Source organism: Rhodococcus rhodnii NBRC 100604 (assembly GCF_001894925.1).
Lineage (GTDB): Bacteria > Actinomycetota > Actinomycetes > Mycobacteriales > Mycobacteriaceae > Rhodococcus_F > Rhodococcus_F rhodnii.
Map to the genome: position 1 here is coordinate 63,798 of NZ_BCXD01000007.1, position 18,559 is coordinate 82,356.

Below are 18,559 nucleotides of genomic sequence, written 5' to 3' on the forward strand. Positions count from 1 at the left end.
ATGCCGAAGATCTCCGCCGCGACGGTCGCCGAGCACCACAACGCGCAGCGTCGGGCACTGCTCGACGCTGCGCGTGCGCTGCTCACCGAAGCACCCGACCGCGCACCGGGACTCGCCGACGTCGCTGCCCGCGCCGGGCTCGCCCGATCGAGCGCGTACAACTACTTCCGGTCCCGGCAGGATCTGCTCGCCGCCGTCGTCGAGGACATGTTCCCGCGATGGAACGAGCGCGTGAGCGCCGCGATGGCCGCCGCCGGCACCCCGCAGGCGCGGGTGCTGGCATACGTCGACGCGAACATCGCGCTCGTCGTGGAGGGCGAGCACGCCGTGGTGGGCGCCCTCACGCGGCTCGAACCCGACGCGGTCTCCCGCGAACGGATGGCAGCGCTGCACGGCGAACTCGCGGAGCCGCTCACCGCCGCGCTGCGCGACGGCGGATCCGCGAATCCCCGTGCGGCAGCGGCACTCGTGAACGCCGTCGTCCACAGCGCGACGGTGCTCCTCGAGTCCGGCGAGCCGCCCGCGACGGTGCGGGCGGCGGTACGCGAAACCCTCGCCTACGCCTGATCCGTCACGACGACGGCGTGTGCCGCGTGCTGCTTGGTGAGGGCGCTGTAGACCTGCGCGTTGAGGACGATGCCCTGCTTCTCGGCGTCGGACAGTTCCCGTCGAACCTTGCCGGGCACACCCGCGACCATCGAACCCGGTGGGATGTCCGCGTTCTCGGGAACGAGTGCGTTCGCGGCGATCAGCGAGCCCGCACCGATCCGCGCGCCGTTGAGCACCGTCGCACCCATCCCGACGAGGACGTCGTCCTCGACCGTGCATCCATGCAGAATCGCGTTGTGCCCGACCGAGATCCCCTTACCGATCACGAGCGGCTTGCCCGGGTCGGCATGCAGGACGGCGCCGTCCTGGATGTTGGTGCCCTCGCCGATCTCGATGGCCTCCATGTCGCCGCGTATCACGGCGGAGTAGTAGACGCCCACGCCCGCCGCGATCGTCACCCTGCCCACGACGGTGGCGTTGTCCGCGACCCATGCGGTCTCCGCGATCTGCGGTGCCGCGTCTCCCAGCTTCACGATCATGCTGTTCCTCCCGGTGTGTCCGCGTTCACACTATCGAGTGCTCATGCACCGAGTGCGGCCGCCACCGCTGGAAAGGAGTCGACGACGACGTCCCAGTCGCCCTCGGGCGCGAGATCGATGCGCTGATCCGGGCCGTACTGACGCGGCCGGACGACGAACGCCGTCCTGAACCCACACTGCGACGCCGCCTCGAGGTCGTAGTTGTGCGCGGCAACGAGCATGCAGCGCTCGGGCGGCAGCGCGAGCAGCGCAGCCGTCCGCAGATACGCCTCGGGCGCCGGCTTGTAGGCGCGCACGACCTCGGCGCCGAGGATCGCGTCCCACGGAATTCCCGCGCGCTTCGCGACGTCGAGCATCATCGCGATGTTGCCGTTCGAGAGCGGCGCGACGATGTGGCGCGCCTTCAGCCGGGCGATTCCCTCGATCGTATCCGGCCACGGATCGAGCCGGTGCCAGGCGAGGACGAGGCGCTCGATCTCGTCGGCCGAAGCGGTGATCTGCTCCTCCGCGAGCAGGGCTTCGAGACTCTCGCGATGCAGCACGTCGAGCGGCACGAACTCGCGCTCACCGTGGCGTATCGGCTCCATCGACGGCTGGTATCGCTCACGCCAGCGGTCCGCGAAGTCCGCGGCATCGATGCCGAGACCGCGCTCCTGCGACCACATCTCGACCTCGCGGGCCACCGAACCGCGCCAGTCGACCACCGTCCCGAAGACGTCGAACAGAACTGCGTCGATCCGGGTGCCGTCGATCCGGGTGCCGTCGAGTGCCATGCCGTCTCCGTCCACAGGCGGTGCTTCGTCCACAGGCGGACGTGCGCACACGTCCGAGTGCATGCGCCCGAGCCTATCGTTGCGCCATCGAGGAGGGGAGCATACGAATGACCGTACTGTCGGTGGACCCGGACGACCTGGAGCTGTTCGCCTCCACCCTCGCCACGCGCGCATCCGTCGTCTCGTGCTGCGTGGCGCCACCCGCCGTCGACGACGGCCTGCCGCCGCGGACACGCTCGGCGCTCGCCGAGGCATGGGCGACTCTCGCGCAGCGGGCCACGGCACTCGCGCTGGAGCTGGACGTCCTTCACGACGACGTCGCCACGACCGCGGCCCGGTATCGCGACGGTGACGACGCGTTCGCGGCGGCGCTCGCGTCGTGATCACGGCGGCGATGCGGTTCGACACCGAGGCCGTTCGCGCCCACCGAACGGCCTTGGCGACGGCCCGCGACGGGATGATGGCCGCGACGGACGGACTGCGCATCGACGTGCATTGGCACGGCATCGCCCGGGACGGGCTGGACGACGCGGTCGCACAGCACACGGCCGAGGCGCGCGGCATCGCGGCGGTGATCGACGCGCTCGACGCGATGCTCGCAGAGTTCGACGAGCGGATGTCCGCGCTCCGGGACGCCGTGCGCACGATCGTGGACGGCGAGGCACCTGCTGCGGGAATCACCCTCGCAGCCAACGGAATCGCTTCACCTCACGGCGAGCTCGCCGACTGGTTCACGAGCAGGCTGCACGCTCTCGCCGACGACGCCGCCGCGACCGACGCGTGGGCGGCGCGGGAGATCACCGTCGCCGCAGGTACTGCACCATCGCTGCGCGACGTCGCGGCAGAACTGGGCGAGGTGGCCGTCACCGCGCAGTGGTGGTCGCGGATCGACGCCGACACGAAAGAGGATGCGTACGAGGACGATCGGAGCCTCGGCAATCGCGACGGCCTGCCTCACGCCGATCGCGACCGGTACAACCGCCGTCACCTCGCCGAAGCACTGGCCCGCGCCGAACGGCAGGTCGCACTGATCCACAGCGCGCGGGAGGCGTACCCGAGCGAGGGGCAGTGGCGCGAGCAGGTCGAGCCCGCGCAGACGCACGCCGCAGCGCTCCGCGATCTCACCGCGACGCTCGGCCCGGACCGGCTGCTCACGGTGTTCGACGACGCCGGACGCGTCGCGGTGTCGCTCGGCGATCCCGACACCGCCGACGCCATCACCACCCTCGTTCCCGGAACCGGCGCGAACATCGCGACGATGCGCGCCGGCATCGACCGAGGCCAGGCGATGCTCGACGCCGTGCGCACGCTCGATCCGTCGGCGAACCCCGCCGTCGTCGTCTGGTACGGCTACGACGCACCCGCGACACTCGTCGAGGCGTCGCGAGGTGCGGCCGCGACCGCCGCTGCGCCACTGCTCGCGGAGTTCCAGGACGGCCTGCGCGCGACCTCGCCGGGCGTGCCGCTCACCGTCGTCGGGCACAGCTACGGGACGACGGTGATCGGCCATGCCGCCTCGGGCGGTCACGTGCTCGCCGCCGACGACGTGATCCTCGTCGCGAGCCCCGGGATCGGCGTCGAGCACCCCACCGACCTGCGCTTCGACGCCGTCGATCCCCGCGACAACGCCACGCGCATCCATTCCGTGACGGCGCCCGACGACCCGATCCGGTTCGTCCCCACGGTCGTTCACGGTCCGCAACCGGCGCAGACGCCCGGCTGGGGCACGCCCCTGACCGGCGGCGACCCGTCGTGGTGGAGCGCGGCGTCGCACAGCGCGTACTGGGAGCGCGGCGCCCCGACGCTCGAGGCGATGGCGGGGGTCATGACCGGCCGCGTGCGCGGGGACGCGTCGCCCGCGGCGTGACCGCCCGTTTCGCACATCGGCGACCCGGGTAGGAGCCCGTGGAGCCCGATGCGGCCGGACCCGGTCGCGAGGGATGTCACCGCGAGAAAGGTTTCGCCATGAGCACCCACACCGCGTCCATCGACGTCGAAGTCCCGTTGACGACCGTCTACGACCAGTGGACCCAGTTCGAGTCGTTCCCGGAGTTCATGGAAGGTGTCGAGCGGATCACCCAGCTCGACGACACGCACACGCGGTGGACCGTGAAGGTGGGTCCGTCCACCCGCGAATTCGACGCCACCATCACCGAGCAGCATCCCGACGAGCGTGTCGCATGGACGTCCGACGACGGCCCGCAGCACGCCGGCGTGATCACCTTCCACCGGCTCGACGACACCACCACGCGCATCACCGCGCAGATGGACATCGAGCCCGACGGGTTCGCCGAGAACGTCGCGGACAAGCTCGGATTCGTGAAGCGCCGCGTCGAATCCGACCTCGCGAGCTTCAAGGAGTTCATCGAGCGTCGCGGCCGTGAGACCGGCGCGTGGCGCGGCGACGTGCAGCGTCCCGACGCCTGAGGCGCTTCGCGCTGGTGAGTGACTTTCCGGTGCAAGGTCCGGAAAGTCACTCACGAGCGGCGTAGCCGCCGATGGGGACGGCGGCGACTCCCCTGCCGTCGCCGTCGAGGATCCAGCCCATCCGCTTGTTCATCTGCAGCGCGATCGCGCTGTCCACGAAGTCGACCGTCGGGCAACGCCCGACGACGCGCGCTTCGAATTCCTTGGTGTCACCGATCGTGCGGTGCCACGCCGTCATGATGAGGTTCTCGGTCCCCGTGACGGTCGCGGCGAGCCGCACCTCGGGCATCGCGCCGATCGCGCGGGCGGCGTCGTCGAGATCGCCCGGTGGGACACGCGCCCAGTAGGTCGCGATCACCCGATACCCGCTGAGCACCTGCGCCACCTCGCAGCGGAAGGTCAGCACACCGGCATCCTCGAGCCTCGCGAGGCGGCGCCGCACGGTGGACGCGCTCGTTCCGAGCCGCTGTGCCAGTGCCGACGCGGACGCGCGGCCGTCACGGGCGAGTTCGCAGGCCAGCTCACGCAGCCCACCCGCCAGCACGACCGGTCCCTCGAGGTGGCTGCCGTGGGACTTCGCGACGAGCCGCTGATGGCTGTCACGCGGCAGCGCCCCGAGCTTCCAGCGCGCGCCGTCGCTGTACACCTCGCTGACCGCGTACGTCCGCGTCCGCCGGACGCCAGGCAGCGACGCGAGATGCCCCTGCAGAAACCGGCCGAGTTCCTGCAGGTCGTCGAAGAGCACGATCAGCCACAGATCGCGACCCGACGACATCTGCGACACGGACGCGACCTGTGGAATCCGTTCCAGGTCCTCGACGACCGACTGGCGTGCCCGCAATTCGCAGTCGACCCCGACGAACGCCAGGCAGTGGTACTTCGCCCACGACGACAGCTGCGGGTAGGCCGTGACCCAGGTCAGCCCCACACCGGCGAGCCGCTTCCAGCGTCGCGCCGCGGCGTCGGGACCGATCAGCAGTACCGACCCGATCTCGTTCCAGGTCACGCGAGGCGCGATCTGGACGCAGTTGACGATCTCCAGATCTGTCTCGTCCAGATCGGTGGATATCCGCATAGCTGCGGCATCTTATGACTGATTCCGGTTCTCCGCTGCGTACTCACGCAGCCGCGGCGACGCTCGTCCCAGCGATTCGGTCGCGTCGATGCGGACGCGACTCTCCACGACACGGAAAGGGGCCGGCATGCCCTTCCTCGACGACGCGATGGCGATGGCACCGGAGCTGACGCGACTTCGCCGTGAGCTGCACCGGGCACCCGAGATCGGGCTCGACCTGCCAAGGACGCAGGAACGGGTGCTGCGCGCGCTCGACGGACTCCCGCTCGACATCACCCTCGGCCGCGACCTCACCTCGGTGGTCGGGGTGCTGCGCGGCGCCGAGCCGGGCCCGACCGTCCTGCTGCGCGCCGACATGGACGCACTGCCGCTCGACGAACGCACGGGACTGGACTTCGTTTCCGAGACACCGGGCACGATGCACGCGTGCGGACACGATCTGCACACCACGATGCTCACGGGCGCCGCGCATCTGCTCTCGGGTGCGCGGCACCGCCTCACGGGTGACGTCGTGTTCATGTTCCAGCCCGGCGAGGAAGGCTGCGACGGCGCGGGCGCGATGCTCGCCGAGGGCCTGCTCGACATTCCGGACCGCCGGCCCGACGCCGCGTACGCGATGCACGTGTTCACGACCGGCTTCGATCCGGGCGCGTTCGCGGCGCGCAGCGGTCCGGCGATGGCCTCGACGACGAACATCGACCTCGTCGTCACGGGCGAGGGCGGCCACGCCTCCGCGCCCCATCGCGCGCGCGATCCGATCCCCGCGCTCTGCGAGATCGTCACCGCGCTGCAGACGATGGTGACGCGGCGGCTCGACCCGTTCGATCCCGTCGTCGTGACGATCGGGAGGATCGCGGCGGGCACCCGCCGCAACATCATTCCGGGGACGGCGAGCGCCGAGGGCACCCTGCGTGCGTTCTCGGACGACGCACGTGGGCGGGTCAAGGAACTCGCGGGCACGCTCGTCGAGTCGATCGCCCACGCTCACGGCGTCTCCGCCGAGATCACGTTCACCGACAAGTATCCGGTGACCGAGAACGACGCAGCCGAGGTCGACTTCGTGGAAGCCACCGTGCGGGAGACGCTGGGCGAGGAGCACTTCCATCGCATGGCACACCCGCTCACCGGCGCCGAGGACTTCTCGCGAGTGCTGCGCGAGGTGCCCGGGGCGATGGTGATGCTCGGCGCCGCGCCCACGGGCACCGACCCCGCGACCGTCCCCAACAACCATTCGCCCAGCGTCGTCTTCGACGAATCCGTCCTGCCGTTCGGCGCCGCACTGTTCGCCGAACTCGCCCATGCTCGACTCGAACGAGGGATCGAAACCCTCACGCCCACACGGGAGTACGCATGACGACCACCAGCAGTGAGACAGACGGCACCATCTCCTACGCGAGCGGGCGTCTCGGGCGCGTGCTCGGTGCGATCGAACGCGTCGGCAACAAGCTGCCGCATCCGTTCTACCTGTTCCTCCTGGTCGCCGGGCTCGTCGCCGTGGCGTCCACCCTCGCTTCCGCATTCGGAGCGAGCACGACGGATCCCGTGACCGGCGAGACCGTCGCCGTCAAAGGCATTCTCACCGGAGAGGGCATCGCGTACGCCCTCACCGAGGCCATCGACAACTTCGTCGAGTTCCCGCCGCTCGGCCTGATCATCACGGTGATGCTCGGGATCGGGCTCGCCGAACGAGTGGGCCTGCTCGGCTCGTTCATGCGCGGCGCGGTGCTCTCGGCCCCGAAGTCGGCGATCACCTTCGTCGTCGTGCTCGTCAGCCTCATGGGCAATCTCGCGTCCGACTCCGCGATGATCATCCTCCCACCGCTCGCCGCCGCGGCGTTCCTCGCGGCAGGACGCCACCCGCTCGCGGGCTTCGCCGCCTCCTACGCCGCCGTGGCGGCGGGATTCAGCGCGAACGTCGTGCCGGCGGGTACCGATGTCCTGCTGTCCGGCATCACCACCGAGGCCGCGCGGATCGTCGATCCCGAGGCGAACATCACGCCCGTCGCCAACTGGTTCTTCATGTCCTTCTCGACGCTGATCCTCGCCGCCGCGATCACGTTCGCGTGCCAGCGGTTCGTCGAGCCGCGGCTCACCCCGTATCAGGGCGAGGCGCACGACGACGACGCGAAGCCACTGGACGACGACCAGAAGCGCGGGTTGCGCCGCGCCGGAATCGCCATCGCGCTCTACCTCGTCGTCGTCGCCGCAGCCGTGGTGGTACCCGCGTCGCCGCTGCGCGGTGAGGGCGGCGCCATTCTGCGGTCCCCGTTCATGAGTTCGATCCCCATCTTCCTGATGGGCATGTTCCTCGTCGGCGGCATCGTGTACGGCGTCGCGGCGAAGACGCTGACGGCGTGGGATCAGGTGCCGAAGCTGATGGGCGACGCCGTGCGGGAGCTCGCACCGTTCATCGTCGTGATCTTCGCTGCGGCACAGGCGATCGCGTGGTTCAACTGGTCGCAGCTGGGGCTGCTCATCGCGACCGGTGGTGCCGGCGCGATGGAGGCGACGGGACTCGGCGGCGTGTGGGGCCTGCTGCTCTTCAGCCTCTTCGTGACGCTGCCTGCGCTGATGCTCACCAGCGGCTCGGCCCTGTGGACGCTGCTCGCACCGATCTTCGTCCCGATGTTCATGCTCGCGGGCGTCGATCCCGCCTACACGCAGGCGGCGTTCCGGATCACGGATTCGGCGACGAACCCGCTCGTTCCGGTCAATCCGATGCTGCCGGTGGTCCTCGGTCTCATGCAGCGGTACAGCCCCAAGGCCGGGCTGGGGACCCTGTTCAGCCTCATCATTCCGTTCACCATGATCATCTGGGGCGTGTGGCTCGTGCAGCTCGTCGCATGGGGGCTCCTCGGTCTTCCCGTCGGCCCCGGCCACGGCCTGGAGCTCCAGTGACCCGGATGCCGGAGCTCGTCGCCGAGGTCGCCCGCGGCCTCGGCGCGCGGCTCCCCGTGCTCTGCGACGTCGCGGCGGATCTTCACGCACATCCCGAGATCCGCTTCACGGAACACCATGCGGCGCAGCGGCTCACCGACGAGCTGGACCGTGCGGGATTCGCCGTCACGCGCGGATTCGCCGGCCTGGACACGGCGTTCGTCGGACGCTGGTCGACGCCGGGCGCCGCGCCCGACGCCCCGACCGTCGCGATCTTCTGCGAGTACGACGCACTCGAGGAGATCGGGCACGCGTGCGGACACAACCTCATCGCGGCGTTCGGACTCGGTGCCGCGATGCTGCTTCGCGACGCCCTGCTCGCCGCACCCGGCACCGACGCGCACGTCGTCGTCATCGGCAGCCCGGGAGAGGAGGGCGCCGCGGGCAAGGTGCCCATGATCGAGGGCGGCGTGCTGGACGGCATCGACGTCGCGATCATGGCGCACCCCGCCGATCTCGACGCCGTCGGCGGAACGAGCCTGTCGCGCATCGCACTCGACGTCGAGTTCGAGGGACGAGCGGCGCACGCCGCCAACGATCCCGCGGACGGTGTCAATGCGCTCGACGCGGCGACACTGTCGCTCAACGCGATCGGACTGCTGCGCCAGCAGCTCCCCGACGCGGTGCGGGTGCACGCGATAGTCACGGACGGCGGGCAGGCGCCGAACATCATCCCCGAGCACACCGCGCTGCGATGCTTCGTCCGCGACGTCGATCAGGATCGGTTGCTCGCGAACATCGTTCCGCGCGTGCGCCGATGCTTCGAGGCGGGAGCACTCGCGACCGGATGCACTGTGACGATCGAGGAGCGGACACCGCCCTATCACTCGATGCGGCCCGATCCCGTGCTCGCCGACGTCGCTGCCGCGGCGTTCGCGGCGGTCGGCCGGGTGCCGCAGCCGCAGGAGGTCATGGCCGGATCCACCGACATGGGCAACGTCAGCCGCATCGTCCCCGCGATCCACCCGATGGTGTGCCTCGAACCGGGCGTGCATCCGCACACCCGCGAATTCGCCGCTGCTGCAGCAGGGCCGAATGCCGAGAAGACCATCGCCGACGGAGCCGTGATCCTCGCCGCGACGGCACTCGCCGTCTTTCGCGACCCGTCGCTACGAGACGCTGCGGTCGCGGGGTTCGGCATCGAGCGGCGACCAGTGGACGATCCTGACACTCCGGTGTAACGTCGATCTCTTCGTCTTCGGACGGAGTCAGCGGGAGCGACGACATGTCGGAACACAAGCAGATGCAACCCCCGGACTACCACCGGTGCCTGGACACGGTCTTCGGATCACCATCACCCGCCGCCTGCCGGGAGATGCACGAAAGCAACGCAGAATTGGTCTTCGGCATACGGCGGAAACTCGAAAGCCTGAACCAGCACGTCACGGAATGGGAAGGGACAGCCGACGACAGCACCGCGGGAGCGTGAGAGCGATGCCCGCGGACAGGACCCCCACGGAACTCGCAGCGTCGATCCGATCGGATCCCGGAATCGATCTGACACCGATTTACAGCCGACTCGCATCGATTCTCGCCCCCGGATCGGAGCCACACGCGGATCAGTCCAGATCCGTTCGAGTTCCGAGTGTCGAACTGGACGACGTGACCGTGACGGTATCGGTGTGGTGCAGCGATCCCTCCTACCTCGGCACGTTCGACAGAACCGCAGACACGAAGATGGTCCGCGTCGCACTCCTCGCACACCCCGACACCCCCGAGGTCGAGGACACCCTGCCGCCCCCGGTCGATCTACCCCTCCGAGAACAGATCGCCTGGGTACGAGCAGTTCTCGGTGATTCCGCCGATTACGCGTACCGGGTCGTCACCGACGCGAGCATGGTTCGTGTACGACCTTCGTTCTTCGTCGTTCTCGTCGAGTCCGATGGCTCTCCTCGCCTCGCACCGAGTGACTTCGCGTGGTTGCTCGCCAGCAGCGGCGGTGGCCGACGTGCATACCCCGAGAAAGTGGTTCCCGACGATCCGGAACTGCTCTGGTACCTACGCCGGCACGGCGATCTCATCAGGGCGGACCGGGTGGCGCATCCGCAGGCGTCGCCGCCGGAAGTGTGGGCGCAGGAGTTCGTATCCTCGCTGACCGCCACCATCGCGGATGAACTCGGACGTATGGGCGCCAGTCGCTGGTTCACGTTCGAGGAGATCCGGTTGCACGGGATCGACCGTGTGATCGTCAGATACACCTGGCACCTGGTCGACGGCGACAAGCGATTCGGTTTCGACATCGACCTCGCCGGGCTTCGGGCATATCGACTCCGAGTCCATGATGATCCGCGTGCGAGTACAGCAGGACGCCGCGTCGGCAGGACGCCCTTCAGTCAGCCGACGTTCCGGGATCCAGAGATCGTCGACGGCGTCACGTGGGTCGCTTTCGGAGCATCCGGATGACGCGATCCGGGGATGATGGAGCCGTGCGACCACACCCCGACCAGTCGGCCCGTCTTCGACGCGAGATCGCCGCAGCGCTGCACGCTTATCTTCGGGAGGCATCGTCGCTCCCTGCGGAGCCCGCATCGCACGACGACTCCGCAACGGGGTGGTTCGCGACGGCGCCCCATCGCGACGGACCCGTCTACGGCCGCGAGCCCTGGGTTCACATGCGGAATGTCGCGGTCGAGTCCGTAGGTCCGACGGTGGTGGTGACGTTCGACTGGAATCACGAATCCGGCGACAGTACTTCGTATCTCGTTGCGATGTACGCACCGAACTGGGATGTCGTCACGGGAACCGACGCGCTGATCACCAAGCTCGATCTACTTCTCGACGGCAACTCTTGGCGGGACCGCGCACGCCCCATCGGAGGCGACCTGTATCTCGTCGTTCCCCCGGACTCCAGCAGCCACCCCCGCGCATGAGTGCCGGTTCCGGAGAGGGATCGGCACCGCGCGACGCCGTCACGCCCTGACCGCGCCGCGGACCGCTACGAGGACGCCCACGGCGGCGACCACCGCGGCGAGCGCGACGAGTCCGATCCGCAGCCCGGCGGCGTGGACCTCGAACGACGCGACGACGAGGGCGCCGCCCGACGCGGTGAGCAGAGCGCCCGCCACGAACAATGTCGTGCGCGCCAGGAGGATCGCGGCGACGAGCGCAGCGGCTGCGAGCAGCATCGTCATCAGGCTCTCCCCGGGGCGACGGACGTGTGCTGTGGGTATACCTCGCCCGGGCGGTTTCGTTACAGAACCGATGCCCTCCGCTGCGCCGTTGTCACCCCGGCAGGAGTTCGCTGCGCCACGCCTCTTGGGCCGTTCCGTCACCCCGCGTGAACCGCACCCGCCGCGACGGGCCGTCGGAGTCGCCCCGCCAGAACACGATCTCGCGCGGCTCGATCGCGTAGCCCGCCCAGGTGCGCGGCTCGTCGAGGGCGGGGTGCTCGCGGTCGAACGCCGCCCACGCGGCGTGGCGGTCCTCGACCGGCATCGCTGCCATCTCCTCGGTGTTCAGCCACGCGAGCAACTGGAGATACCTGCTCCGGGTGCGATAGGCGCGCGCGTTCTCGCCCGCATCGGCGGCCACGACATCACCCGTGACCATCATCTGACGGCCCGCGTCCGGCCACACCAGCGCACACGACGCACGCGGAGACTCGGCAAGTTCCCGGACCTTGCGCGACGCCGAGTCGGTATGGAAATGGAGTCGTCCTCCGGCGACCTCGGTGAGCAGCACGTGCCGCACCCGCGGGTAGCCGTCGGTACCCGTCGTCGCGAGCGCCATGAGCGGCGGAGCGTCGAGGGTATCCGGCCCCAGCCACATCCCGAGCAGCCGGATCGGGTCGATGTCGGTGTAGTGCTCGGGTTCGCAGTCGTGTCCGAAGTTCATGGCAGGCGCTCTCCGCTCGTGAGTGAGTTTCGGGTCCCTGGACCGGAAAGTCTCGCACGAGCGCGAAGCGCCCCATCGCGGACGACGACGCGTCCGCCCACGACGACGTGCTTGGGGCGGCGGCCCGGCGACGCCCACAACAGACCCGCGACGGGGTCGTGGACGCCCGCGTCCGCCACGCCCGAGACGTCCCACACGCAGAGATCTCCCGCGGCCCCGACGTCGAGCGTGCCGAGTTCCGGTCGCCCCAGCCCCGCAGCTCCACCCGCCGTGGCCGCGGTGAGCAGCTCCCGCGCCGGGACGGGCCGGCCGACGAGCGGCGCGACCTGCATCGCGAGCCGCGTGTCGGCGAGCAGATGCCCGGCGTCGTTGCTGCCGCCGCCGCTCGTCCCCATCCCGACGGCGACGCCCGCGTCGTGCAACGCGGCGACGGGTGCGATCCCCCATCCCATCGGGAGATCGCAACCGGGCGCGTGCGTCGCGCTCACACCGGCCTGCGCGAGCCGGGCGATCTCGTCGCCGGTCACGTCGCACAGGTGCGCGAGCGTGACATCGTCTGCGAGCCAACCCCATTCGTCGAGCAGCTCGATCGGTCGTCTGCCGTACCGCTCCGCGGCGATGGCGACGTCGACCTGTTCGTTCGCCTGCGTCCGCCGTCGCAACCCGTACTCGCGCGCGACCTCCGCGAGCGCATCGAACGTCTCGCGCTCATCGCTGTGCACGCCGGCGGGACCGACCGCGAACTGCAGCATCCCGTCCGCCGTGACGCCGCGATCCTCGGGCGTCAGCCAGTGCCGGGCGATCGCGCGCGCCGACTCCGCGGCCGCCGCCGGATCGTCGCGCGCCGTCCCCCGCACGAACGTGAGCCGGACGCCGAGCTCTCGCGCCACGGCTGCGACGGCGTCGGCGTACTCGACGGAACCCTCGGCCGTCATGTCCGCCGGCCACGTCAGGTGATGATCGGCCACCGTCGTGACGCCGCACAGCAGCGACTCCGCGAGGCCTGCCTCCGCCGCGGCGGCGCCGAGCCCCGGCTCGACACCGGCCCGCGCGTAGTGCTCGGCCATCGTCGGCAGCCACTGCGCCATCGGGACGCCCTTGGTCTCCGGGATCGTCCGGAAGGCGGTCTGCAGCAGGTGGTGATGCGCGTTGACGAGCCCCGGCGTGACGACGCACCCACTCGCGTCGAGGACCTCACCGCCCGAGCCACCCGAGCCACCGGACGCCGTGACGACGCGGCCGTCCTCGATCACGACGTCGGATCCGGTCTCGTCGCCCGTTCGCCCGAACACCGCGAGCGCGCCCTGCACAGTCAGCACGACGCATCAAACTAGCCGTGCCCGGCGGCCACCGCAGCGCGAACCGCGACGTCAGTCGATCCGGCCGCCCCCGACGTACACCTCGGCGATCGCCGGCTCGCGCATCACCGTCAGCACCGTGAACAGGAGCTGATCGCGCGCGAGTTCGGCGGCGTCGGAACGGATTCCGTAGTCGAGCGCATCCGAGAGCGGCTGCCAGCGACGGGGATCCACGACGAGGAAGTCGGCGTCCTTGCCGGCGTCGAAGTTGCCGAACCGCGCCTCCATGTCGAGGGCACGCGCGCCCGCGAGGGTTCCGCTGAAGAGCAGCTGCGCCGGATCGAGCGAGACGCCCGCGTCGCCCGGCTCGGAGATGTGGACCTTGTACGTGTCGCCGAGAACACGCGCGATCGACCACTCGTCGCCCGCGCCCACGTCGGTGCCGATCCCGACCGTGACGCCGGAGGCCGTCGTCCGCCGCCACGGCATCGTGCCCGAGCCGAGGAACAGCTGCGACGTCGGGCAGTGCGCAATCGAGGTGCCCGTCTCCGCCATCCGCTCGAGCTCGCCGTCGGTGCAGTGGACGGCGTGCGCGAGGATGCTGCGCCGCCCCAGCAGGCTCGATCCGCCGACCTGCGAGCCCGGAAGGAACCTGCCGTCGTACGTGTCGAGGTACCGCTCGCACCCGTAGAGCGCCTTGGTGGCGTCGATCTCGCCGTCACCGGGACGGTCGTTCTCGCTGATGTGGCTGTGGAAGTAGACGCCGCGCTCGCGCACGTCGTCGTACAGCTCGCCGAGATTGCGGAAGGTCTCGGGCGTGACCGACAGCGAGAACCGCGGCACGACCGCCACCTGGATGCGGGCGGTCGCGGGATCGCCCGTGTCGACGGCGTGCCACGCGTCGATCTCGGCGCGTACCGCCTCGATCGCCTCGTCCTCACCCGTGATCAGCGGCGCCGCGGACTCGGGCCCACGGGTCTGGATGCCGCGACCGCTCACGATCCGCAGCCCGCGCCTACGGGTCTCGGTGTACAGCGCGTCCTGCGCCGCGGGGAACGCCGAGCCGAAGACCATCGCCGCCGTCGTGCCCGCCGCGATGCGGCGATCGCAGAACGCACTCGCGACGAGTTGCGCGAAGCCCGGGTCCGCGAGCCGCGCCTCGGCAGGGAAGATCGCGCGGTCGAGCCATTCGAGCAGCTGACCGCCGCCGTAGGCGTCGACGGAGAAGGTCTGCGGGAAGTGCACGTGCGTGTCGACGAAGCCCGGCAGCAGGAAACCGGGCCGCACGTCGTGCACCGGGAGCGCGTCGTGCTCGGCCGGCAGGTCCGCGTACTCGCCGCACCACGCGATCGTCCCGTCCTCGCCGACGACGAGCGCGCCGTCGGGGATCGAGACGAGGGCGCTCGCGGCCTCGTCGAGCCGGGGACTGCCGGCGACGTGGAAGACGTGGCCACGGTGGACGCGGGCGCGGTCGGGTCGATGCTCCTTCACGCGGCGAGTGAACCACAGCCGCGGCCCGCCGCGCCCGGCCCGGCGCGCGACTCAGGGCGTTCTCAGCATGGCGCGCGATACTCGGACGAGGTCCGGCGAAAGAGAGGTGCGCGCGCGATGGCGGAGGTGCTCACCCTCTCGCAGCGGTCGCTCCAGGCCCGCATCGTGGTGGTGACGGCACTCGTCGCCGCGCTCGCCGTCGTCGCGTCGGCCGCCGCCATCTACTTCGTCACCGAACGCTCGCTCGGCGAGCAGGCCGAGGATCGGCTGGGCCGGACCGCCGACGCCGTCATCGGCACCGCGGTGTCCGGCGGGCCGCCCTGGGTGTTCTCCCCCGCCGTCTCCTCGCGCGTCGCCGTCGTCACGTCGTCGGGGCAACTCGTCGCCGCCGCGGGTGCGTGGGGCGCACCCTTCGACGACCCCACCGCCGTCACCGGGTGGGTGAACTCGGCCGATCTCGCCGAGGGCGACACCGCCACGACGACCGTCGACGGCTACCTGATGCTCGCGAAGGCCGCGCCGTCCGGTGAGATCGTCCTCGCGGCGGAGGCCACCGCCAGGACCGCGAGCCTGCTCCGCAAGCTCCTCGTCGGGCTCACGATCCTCGGCGGGATCGTGACGGCGTTCGCGATCCTCGCAGGCTCCGCCGTCGCCCGCACCGGGCTGCGCCCCATCCGCCGGCTCACGGGCGCGATGCGCCGCGTCGCCGTCACCGACGTCCTCGCCCCGATCCCTGCCGTCGGCCACGACGAGATCGCGCGCCTCACCGAGCGCTACAACGAGATGCTCGCGGCACTCGGCCAGTCGCGCGAACGCCAGCGCGCGCTCGTCTCCGACGCGGGGGCGCAACTGCTCACTCCGCTCACGGCGCTGCGCACGAACCTCGAACTCCTCGTCTCGACGAGCGACCCCGACGGCCCCGAACTGGGCGACGCCGAACGCGACTCGCTCGCCGCCGACGTCGTGGGCCAGATCGACCACGTCTCGCATCTCGTCACCGAACTCGTCGACCGCGCCCGGCTCGACGAGACCGCCACCCGCTGAGGGCGATTCAGTCGGCGATCGGCTCGCCCATCGTGGGATCGGCCGTCCGGGAGTGGCGTCGTCCGACGATCACACCGAGCACGACGATGACGGCGGCCGACGCCACCGAGAATCCGATCGCCTGCTGCTGCGCGGGATCGAACGCCATGAGCACGAGCACCGCGACGATGAACACGATGACGACGATCGTCAGGCCCGGGAACAGCCACATCCGCACCGGCGGCCTGCCGCCCTCGTCGCGCATCCTGCGGCCGAGCCGCAACTGGCTCGCCGCGATCGCGAGATACACGAACAGCGCGACGGCGCCCGACGTCGAGAGCAGCCACGTGAAGATCCGGTCGGGCAGAACGTAGTTGCCGATCACCGCGGCGAATCCGACGACCATCGACGCCGACACCGCGACCCACGGCACACCGCGTCGGCTCAGCCTCCGGACGGCCTGCGGTGCGTCGCGACGCACACCGAGCGAGAACAGCATCCGCGACGCCGTGTAGAGCGCGGAGTTCAGGCACGACGCGACGGCCGTGAGGATCACGACGTCCATGATTCGCGCGGAGTACGGGATGCCGATGGCATCGAGGACGCTCTGGTACGAGCCGTCCTCGAGGCGGTTGTACGGCATGAGCGCGACGACGACGAAGATCGAACCCAGGTAGAACAGCGAGATCCGCCAGATCACCGAGTTCACGGCGCGCGTGATGCCCTTCGCCGGGTCGGGCGACTCGGCGGCGGCGATCGTCACGATCTCGGTTCCCATGAACGAGAACATCGTCGTCAGCAGTACCGCGACGACCGCGCCGTAGCCGTTGGGCAGGAAGCCGTCGGGTTCCCACAGGTGGGTGATGCCGCTGACCTCCGAGCCGGGGAAGACACCGAGGATCGCGGCGGCACCGATCCCGACGAACGCCACGATCGCGACGACCTTGACGAGCGCGAACCAGAACTCGAACTCGCCGTAGTTGCCGACGCTCACCAGGTTGGTGATCGTGAGCAGCAGCGTCACGGCGAGCGCCCAGAACCACTGCTCGCCGCCGACGAGATCGCCGAGGATCTTCGCGGCGGCGGTCGCCTCGACCGGGATCACGAGCACCCAGAACCACCAGTACAGCCATCCGACGGAGAAGCCCGCCCAGTGCCCCAGGGCGCGATCGGAGTACACCGAGAACGATCCCGTGTCGGGGTTCGCCGTCGCCATCTCACCGAGCATGCGCATGACGAGGACCACGAGCGTCCCCGCGAGTGCGTACGAGAGGAGGACCGCGGGCCCCGCCTGCTCGATCGCCGTCGCGGAACCGACGAACAGACCCGCACCGATCACACCTGCGATCGAGATCATCGTGATGTGCCGGGGTTTGAGCGACGTACCCAGCCCGTGGGGCTGTGCGGAGGGCGTCTCGTCCCGCCGTGCCAGCGATGTCATGGCAATCTCCTCCCGGGGTCGTTCTCGACCCTCCGGACCCGCGAAGACTAGCCCCGTGTTCGCGCGAAATCCCCTGGTGGAGTCCGGTTCACGGCCTTTGCCGGGAAACCGTTCCGAATCGGGTCCGTCCCGGGACCCGCTGGACTCGGACGAAACCCCGAACGCGGTGAGCCGCCGCGATTACGGTGTGGGTCATGCCGGGGAAGAAGACGACTCCCGCGGTCGAGTTCGACGTCGACGGCCGCACCGTGCGCGTCTCCAATCCGGGACGCGTCTACTTCCCCGCGCTCGGCGCGACGAAGCTCGACCTCGTGCACTACTACCTCTCGGTCGGCGACGGCATCGTGCGCGCCCTCTACGAGCGGCCCTGCATGACGCACCGCTTCCCCGACGGCCTCGCGGGAGAGAAGGTGCACCAGAAGCGGCTCCCGCGCGGCGCACCCGACTGGGTGCAGACGGTGCGCGTGACGTTCCCCCGCTACGGCCGCACCGCCGACGAGCTGTGCGTCACGCACCTCGCGGACGTGGCGTGGTCGGTGCAGATGTCCGCGGTCGAGTTCCATCCGTGGAACTCACGGCGGGCGGACGTCGAGTCGCCCGACGAATGGCGCATCGACCTCGATCCGGGCGAGCAGTGCCCGTTCTCGACCGTCGCGCGGGTCGCGGGAGTCGTCCACGACGTGCTCGGCGATCTCGGTGCGGTCGGCTGGCCCAAGACCTCGGGCGGCAAGGGGCTGCACGTCTACGTACGCATCCTGCCGCACTGGGGATTCCACGACGTCCGCCGCGCCGCGCTCGCATTCGCGCGGGAAGTCGAGCGCCGCACACCCGCCGACGTCACGACGACGTGGTGGCGCAAGGACCGCGATCCCGCGAAGGTCTTCGTCGACTACAACCAGAATGCACGCGACCACACGATCGCGAGCGCCTACTCGGTGCGCGGCGTTCCCGACGCCCGTGTCTCGACGCCCGTCCGGTGGGACGAGATCGGCGACCTCGATCCGCACGACTTCACGATCCGCACCGTCCCCGGCCGGTTCGCCGAACTCGGCGACCTGCATTCCGGCATCGACGAGTCGGTCTTCTCGATCGAGCAGCTCCTCGAATGGGCCGAGCGCGACGAGGCGGGCGGCGCACAGCCGCCGCCCGACCCCGAGTGACGGACCGCGAGG

19 protein-coding genes are annotated in these 18,559 nt (G+C 70.2%); 11 read left to right on the forward strand and 8 right to left on the reverse strand.

The features are described 5' to 3' along the window. Window positions 1-567, forward strand: a complete 567-nt coding sequence (locus RR1_RS07195; RefSeq protein ID WP_010837947.1) for a TetR/AcrR family transcriptional regulator — start codon at window positions 1-3, stop codon at window positions 565-567. Here the strand turns inward: RR1_RS07195 and RR1_RS07200 are convergent. Both RR1_RS07200 and RR1_RS07205 read right to left on the reverse strand, forming a co-directional pair. Then, the gene (locus RR1_RS07200; RefSeq protein WP_010837948.1) at window positions 558-1,088 is read right to left on the reverse strand and encodes a gamma carbonic anhydrase family protein; all 531 of its coding nucleotides are present in this window, start codon (window positions 1,086-1,088) and stop codon (window positions 558-560) included. The two genes, RR1_RS07195 and RR1_RS07200, sit on opposite strands and share 10 nt — an antisense overlap. 41 nt (window positions 1,089-1,129) lie before the next feature. Beyond that, the gene (locus tag RR1_RS07205) at window positions 1,130-1,861 is read right to left on the reverse strand and encodes a haloacid dehalogenase type II (protein ID WP_051111137.1); all 732 of its coding nucleotides are present in this window, start codon (window positions 1,859-1,861) and stop codon (window positions 1,130-1,132) included. A 107-nt stretch (window positions 1,862-1,968) separates the two neighbouring features. Between RR1_RS07205 and RR1_RS07210 the strand changes: the two genes are divergently transcribed. The 3 genes from RR1_RS07210 (at window position 1,969) to RR1_RS07220 (ending at window position 4,288) form a co-directional block, all read left to right on the forward strand. Continuing rightward, the gene (locus RR1_RS07210) at window positions 1,969-2,244 is read left to right on the forward strand and encodes a hypothetical protein (protein WP_010837950.1); all 276 of its coding nucleotides are present in this window, start codon (window positions 1,969-1,971) and stop codon (window positions 2,242-2,244) included. Window positions 2,245-2,255: 11 nt separating this feature from the next. Continuing rightward, entirely contained in the window at window positions 2,256-3,728 is a 1,473-nt protein-coding gene (locus RR1_RS07215) for an alpha/beta hydrolase (RefSeq protein WP_143153749.1), read from the forward strand. A gap of 98 nt (window positions 3,729-3,826) precedes the next feature. Then, window positions 3,827-4,288 (forward strand): SRPBCC family protein, encoded by a 462-nt coding sequence (locus RR1_RS07220; protein ID WP_010837952.1) that lies wholly within the window; start codon window positions 3,827-3,829, stop codon window positions 4,286-4,288. A 46-nt stretch (window positions 4,289-4,334) separates the two neighbouring features. Here RR1_RS07220 and RR1_RS07225 read toward each other — a convergent pair whose 3' ends face one another. After that, window positions 4,335-5,363, reverse strand: a complete 1,029-nt coding sequence (locus tag RR1_RS07225; protein ID WP_010837953.1) for an Lrp/AsnC family transcriptional regulator — start codon at window positions 5,361-5,363, stop codon at window positions 4,335-4,337. A 127-nt stretch (window positions 5,364-5,490) separates the two neighbouring features. Here RR1_RS07225 and RR1_RS07230 point away from each other — a divergent pair, with 127 nt between their 5' ends. The 5 genes from RR1_RS07230 (at window position 5,491) to RR1_RS07250 (ending at window position 11,170) form a co-directional block, all read left to right on the forward strand. Next, complete coding sequence (locus RR1_RS07230; protein ID WP_010837955.1) at window positions 5,491-6,717, forward strand: M20 metallopeptidase family protein; 1,227 nt, start codon at window positions 5,491-5,493, stop codon at window positions 6,715-6,717. Next, a complete protein-coding gene (locus RR1_RS07235) occupies window positions 6,714-8,261 on the forward strand; it encodes an AbgT family transporter (RefSeq protein ID WP_010837956.1) in 1,548 nt (515 codons plus the stop codon). The genes RR1_RS07230 and RR1_RS07235 overlap by 4 nt, the downstream gene beginning before the upstream one ends. A 5-nt stretch (window positions 8,262-8,266) precedes the next feature. After that, the gene (locus RR1_RS07240) at window positions 8,267-9,481 is read left to right on the forward strand and encodes a M20 family metallopeptidase (RefSeq protein WP_040772923.1); all 1,215 of its coding nucleotides are present in this window, start codon (window positions 8,267-8,269) and stop codon (window positions 9,479-9,481) included. Between the two features lie 85 nt (window positions 9,482-9,566). Then, the gene (locus RR1_RS07245; protein WP_238558976.1) at window positions 9,567-10,703 is read left to right on the forward strand and encodes a hypothetical protein; all 1,137 of its coding nucleotides are present in this window, start codon (window positions 9,567-9,569) and stop codon (window positions 10,701-10,703) included. Window positions 10,704-10,948: 245 nt separating this feature from the next. After that, window positions 10,949-11,170, forward strand: coding sequence for a hypothetical protein (locus RR1_RS07250; RefSeq protein WP_143153750.1), 222 nt, complete (start codon window positions 10,949-10,951; stop codon window positions 11,168-11,170). A 39-nt stretch (window positions 11,171-11,209) separates the two neighbouring features. Here the strand turns inward: RR1_RS07250 and RR1_RS07255 are convergent, their stop codons facing one another. The 4 genes from RR1_RS07255 to RR1_RS07270 all read right to left on the reverse strand — a co-directional run bounded on the left by RR1_RS07255 (window position 11,210) and on the right by RR1_RS07270 (window position 14,923). Then, a complete protein-coding gene (locus tag RR1_RS07255; RefSeq protein ID WP_010837961.1) occupies window positions 11,210-11,431 on the reverse strand; it encodes a hypothetical protein in 222 nt (73 codons plus the stop codon). 91 nt (window positions 11,432-11,522) lie between these two features. Next, window positions 11,523-12,134 carry a pyridoxine/pyridoxamine 5'-phosphate oxidase gene (locus RR1_RS07260; RefSeq protein WP_010837962.1) on the reverse strand — a complete coding sequence of 204 codons (612 nt, stop codon included), beginning with the start codon at window positions 12,132-12,134 and terminating at the stop codon, window positions 11,523-11,525. Further along, on the reverse strand, window positions 12,131-13,444 hold the full coding sequence (locus RR1_RS07265) for an amidohydrolase family protein (protein WP_010837963.1): 1,314 nt from the start codon (window positions 13,442-13,444) through the stop codon (window positions 12,131-12,133). Before RR1_RS07265 ends, RR1_RS07260 begins: the two co-directional genes overlap by 4 nt. A gap of 60 nt (window positions 13,445-13,504) precedes the next feature. Beyond that, entirely contained in the window at window positions 13,505-14,923 is a 1,419-nt protein-coding gene (locus tag RR1_RS07270; RefSeq protein WP_010837964.1) for a guanine deaminase, read from the reverse strand. 117 nt (window positions 14,924-15,040) lie between these two features. Here RR1_RS07270 and RR1_RS07275 point away from each other — a divergent pair, with 117 nt between their 5' ends. Next, window positions 15,041-15,967: a HAMP domain-containing protein gene (locus RR1_RS07275; RefSeq protein ID WP_010837965.1), complete on the forward strand. Its 927-nt coding sequence runs from the start codon at window positions 15,041-15,043 to the stop codon at window positions 15,965-15,967. A gap of 7 nt (window positions 15,968-15,974) precedes the next feature. Here RR1_RS07275 and RR1_RS07280 read toward each other — a convergent pair whose 3' ends face one another. After that, window positions 15,975-17,387, reverse strand: coding sequence for an amino acid permease (locus tag RR1_RS07280; RefSeq protein WP_040772886.1), 1,413 nt, complete (start codon window positions 17,385-17,387; stop codon window positions 15,975-15,977). Between the two features lie 194 nt (window positions 17,388-17,581). On the opposite strand from RR1_RS07280, the gene ligD reads away from it, so the two are divergent. Then, complete coding sequence (gene ligD, locus RR1_RS07285) at window positions 17,582-18,547, forward strand: non-homologous end-joining DNA ligase (RefSeq protein WP_010837968.1); 966 nt, start codon at window positions 17,582-17,584, stop codon at window positions 18,545-18,547. The last annotated feature ends 12 nt before the right edge of the window (window positions 18,548-18,559 follow it).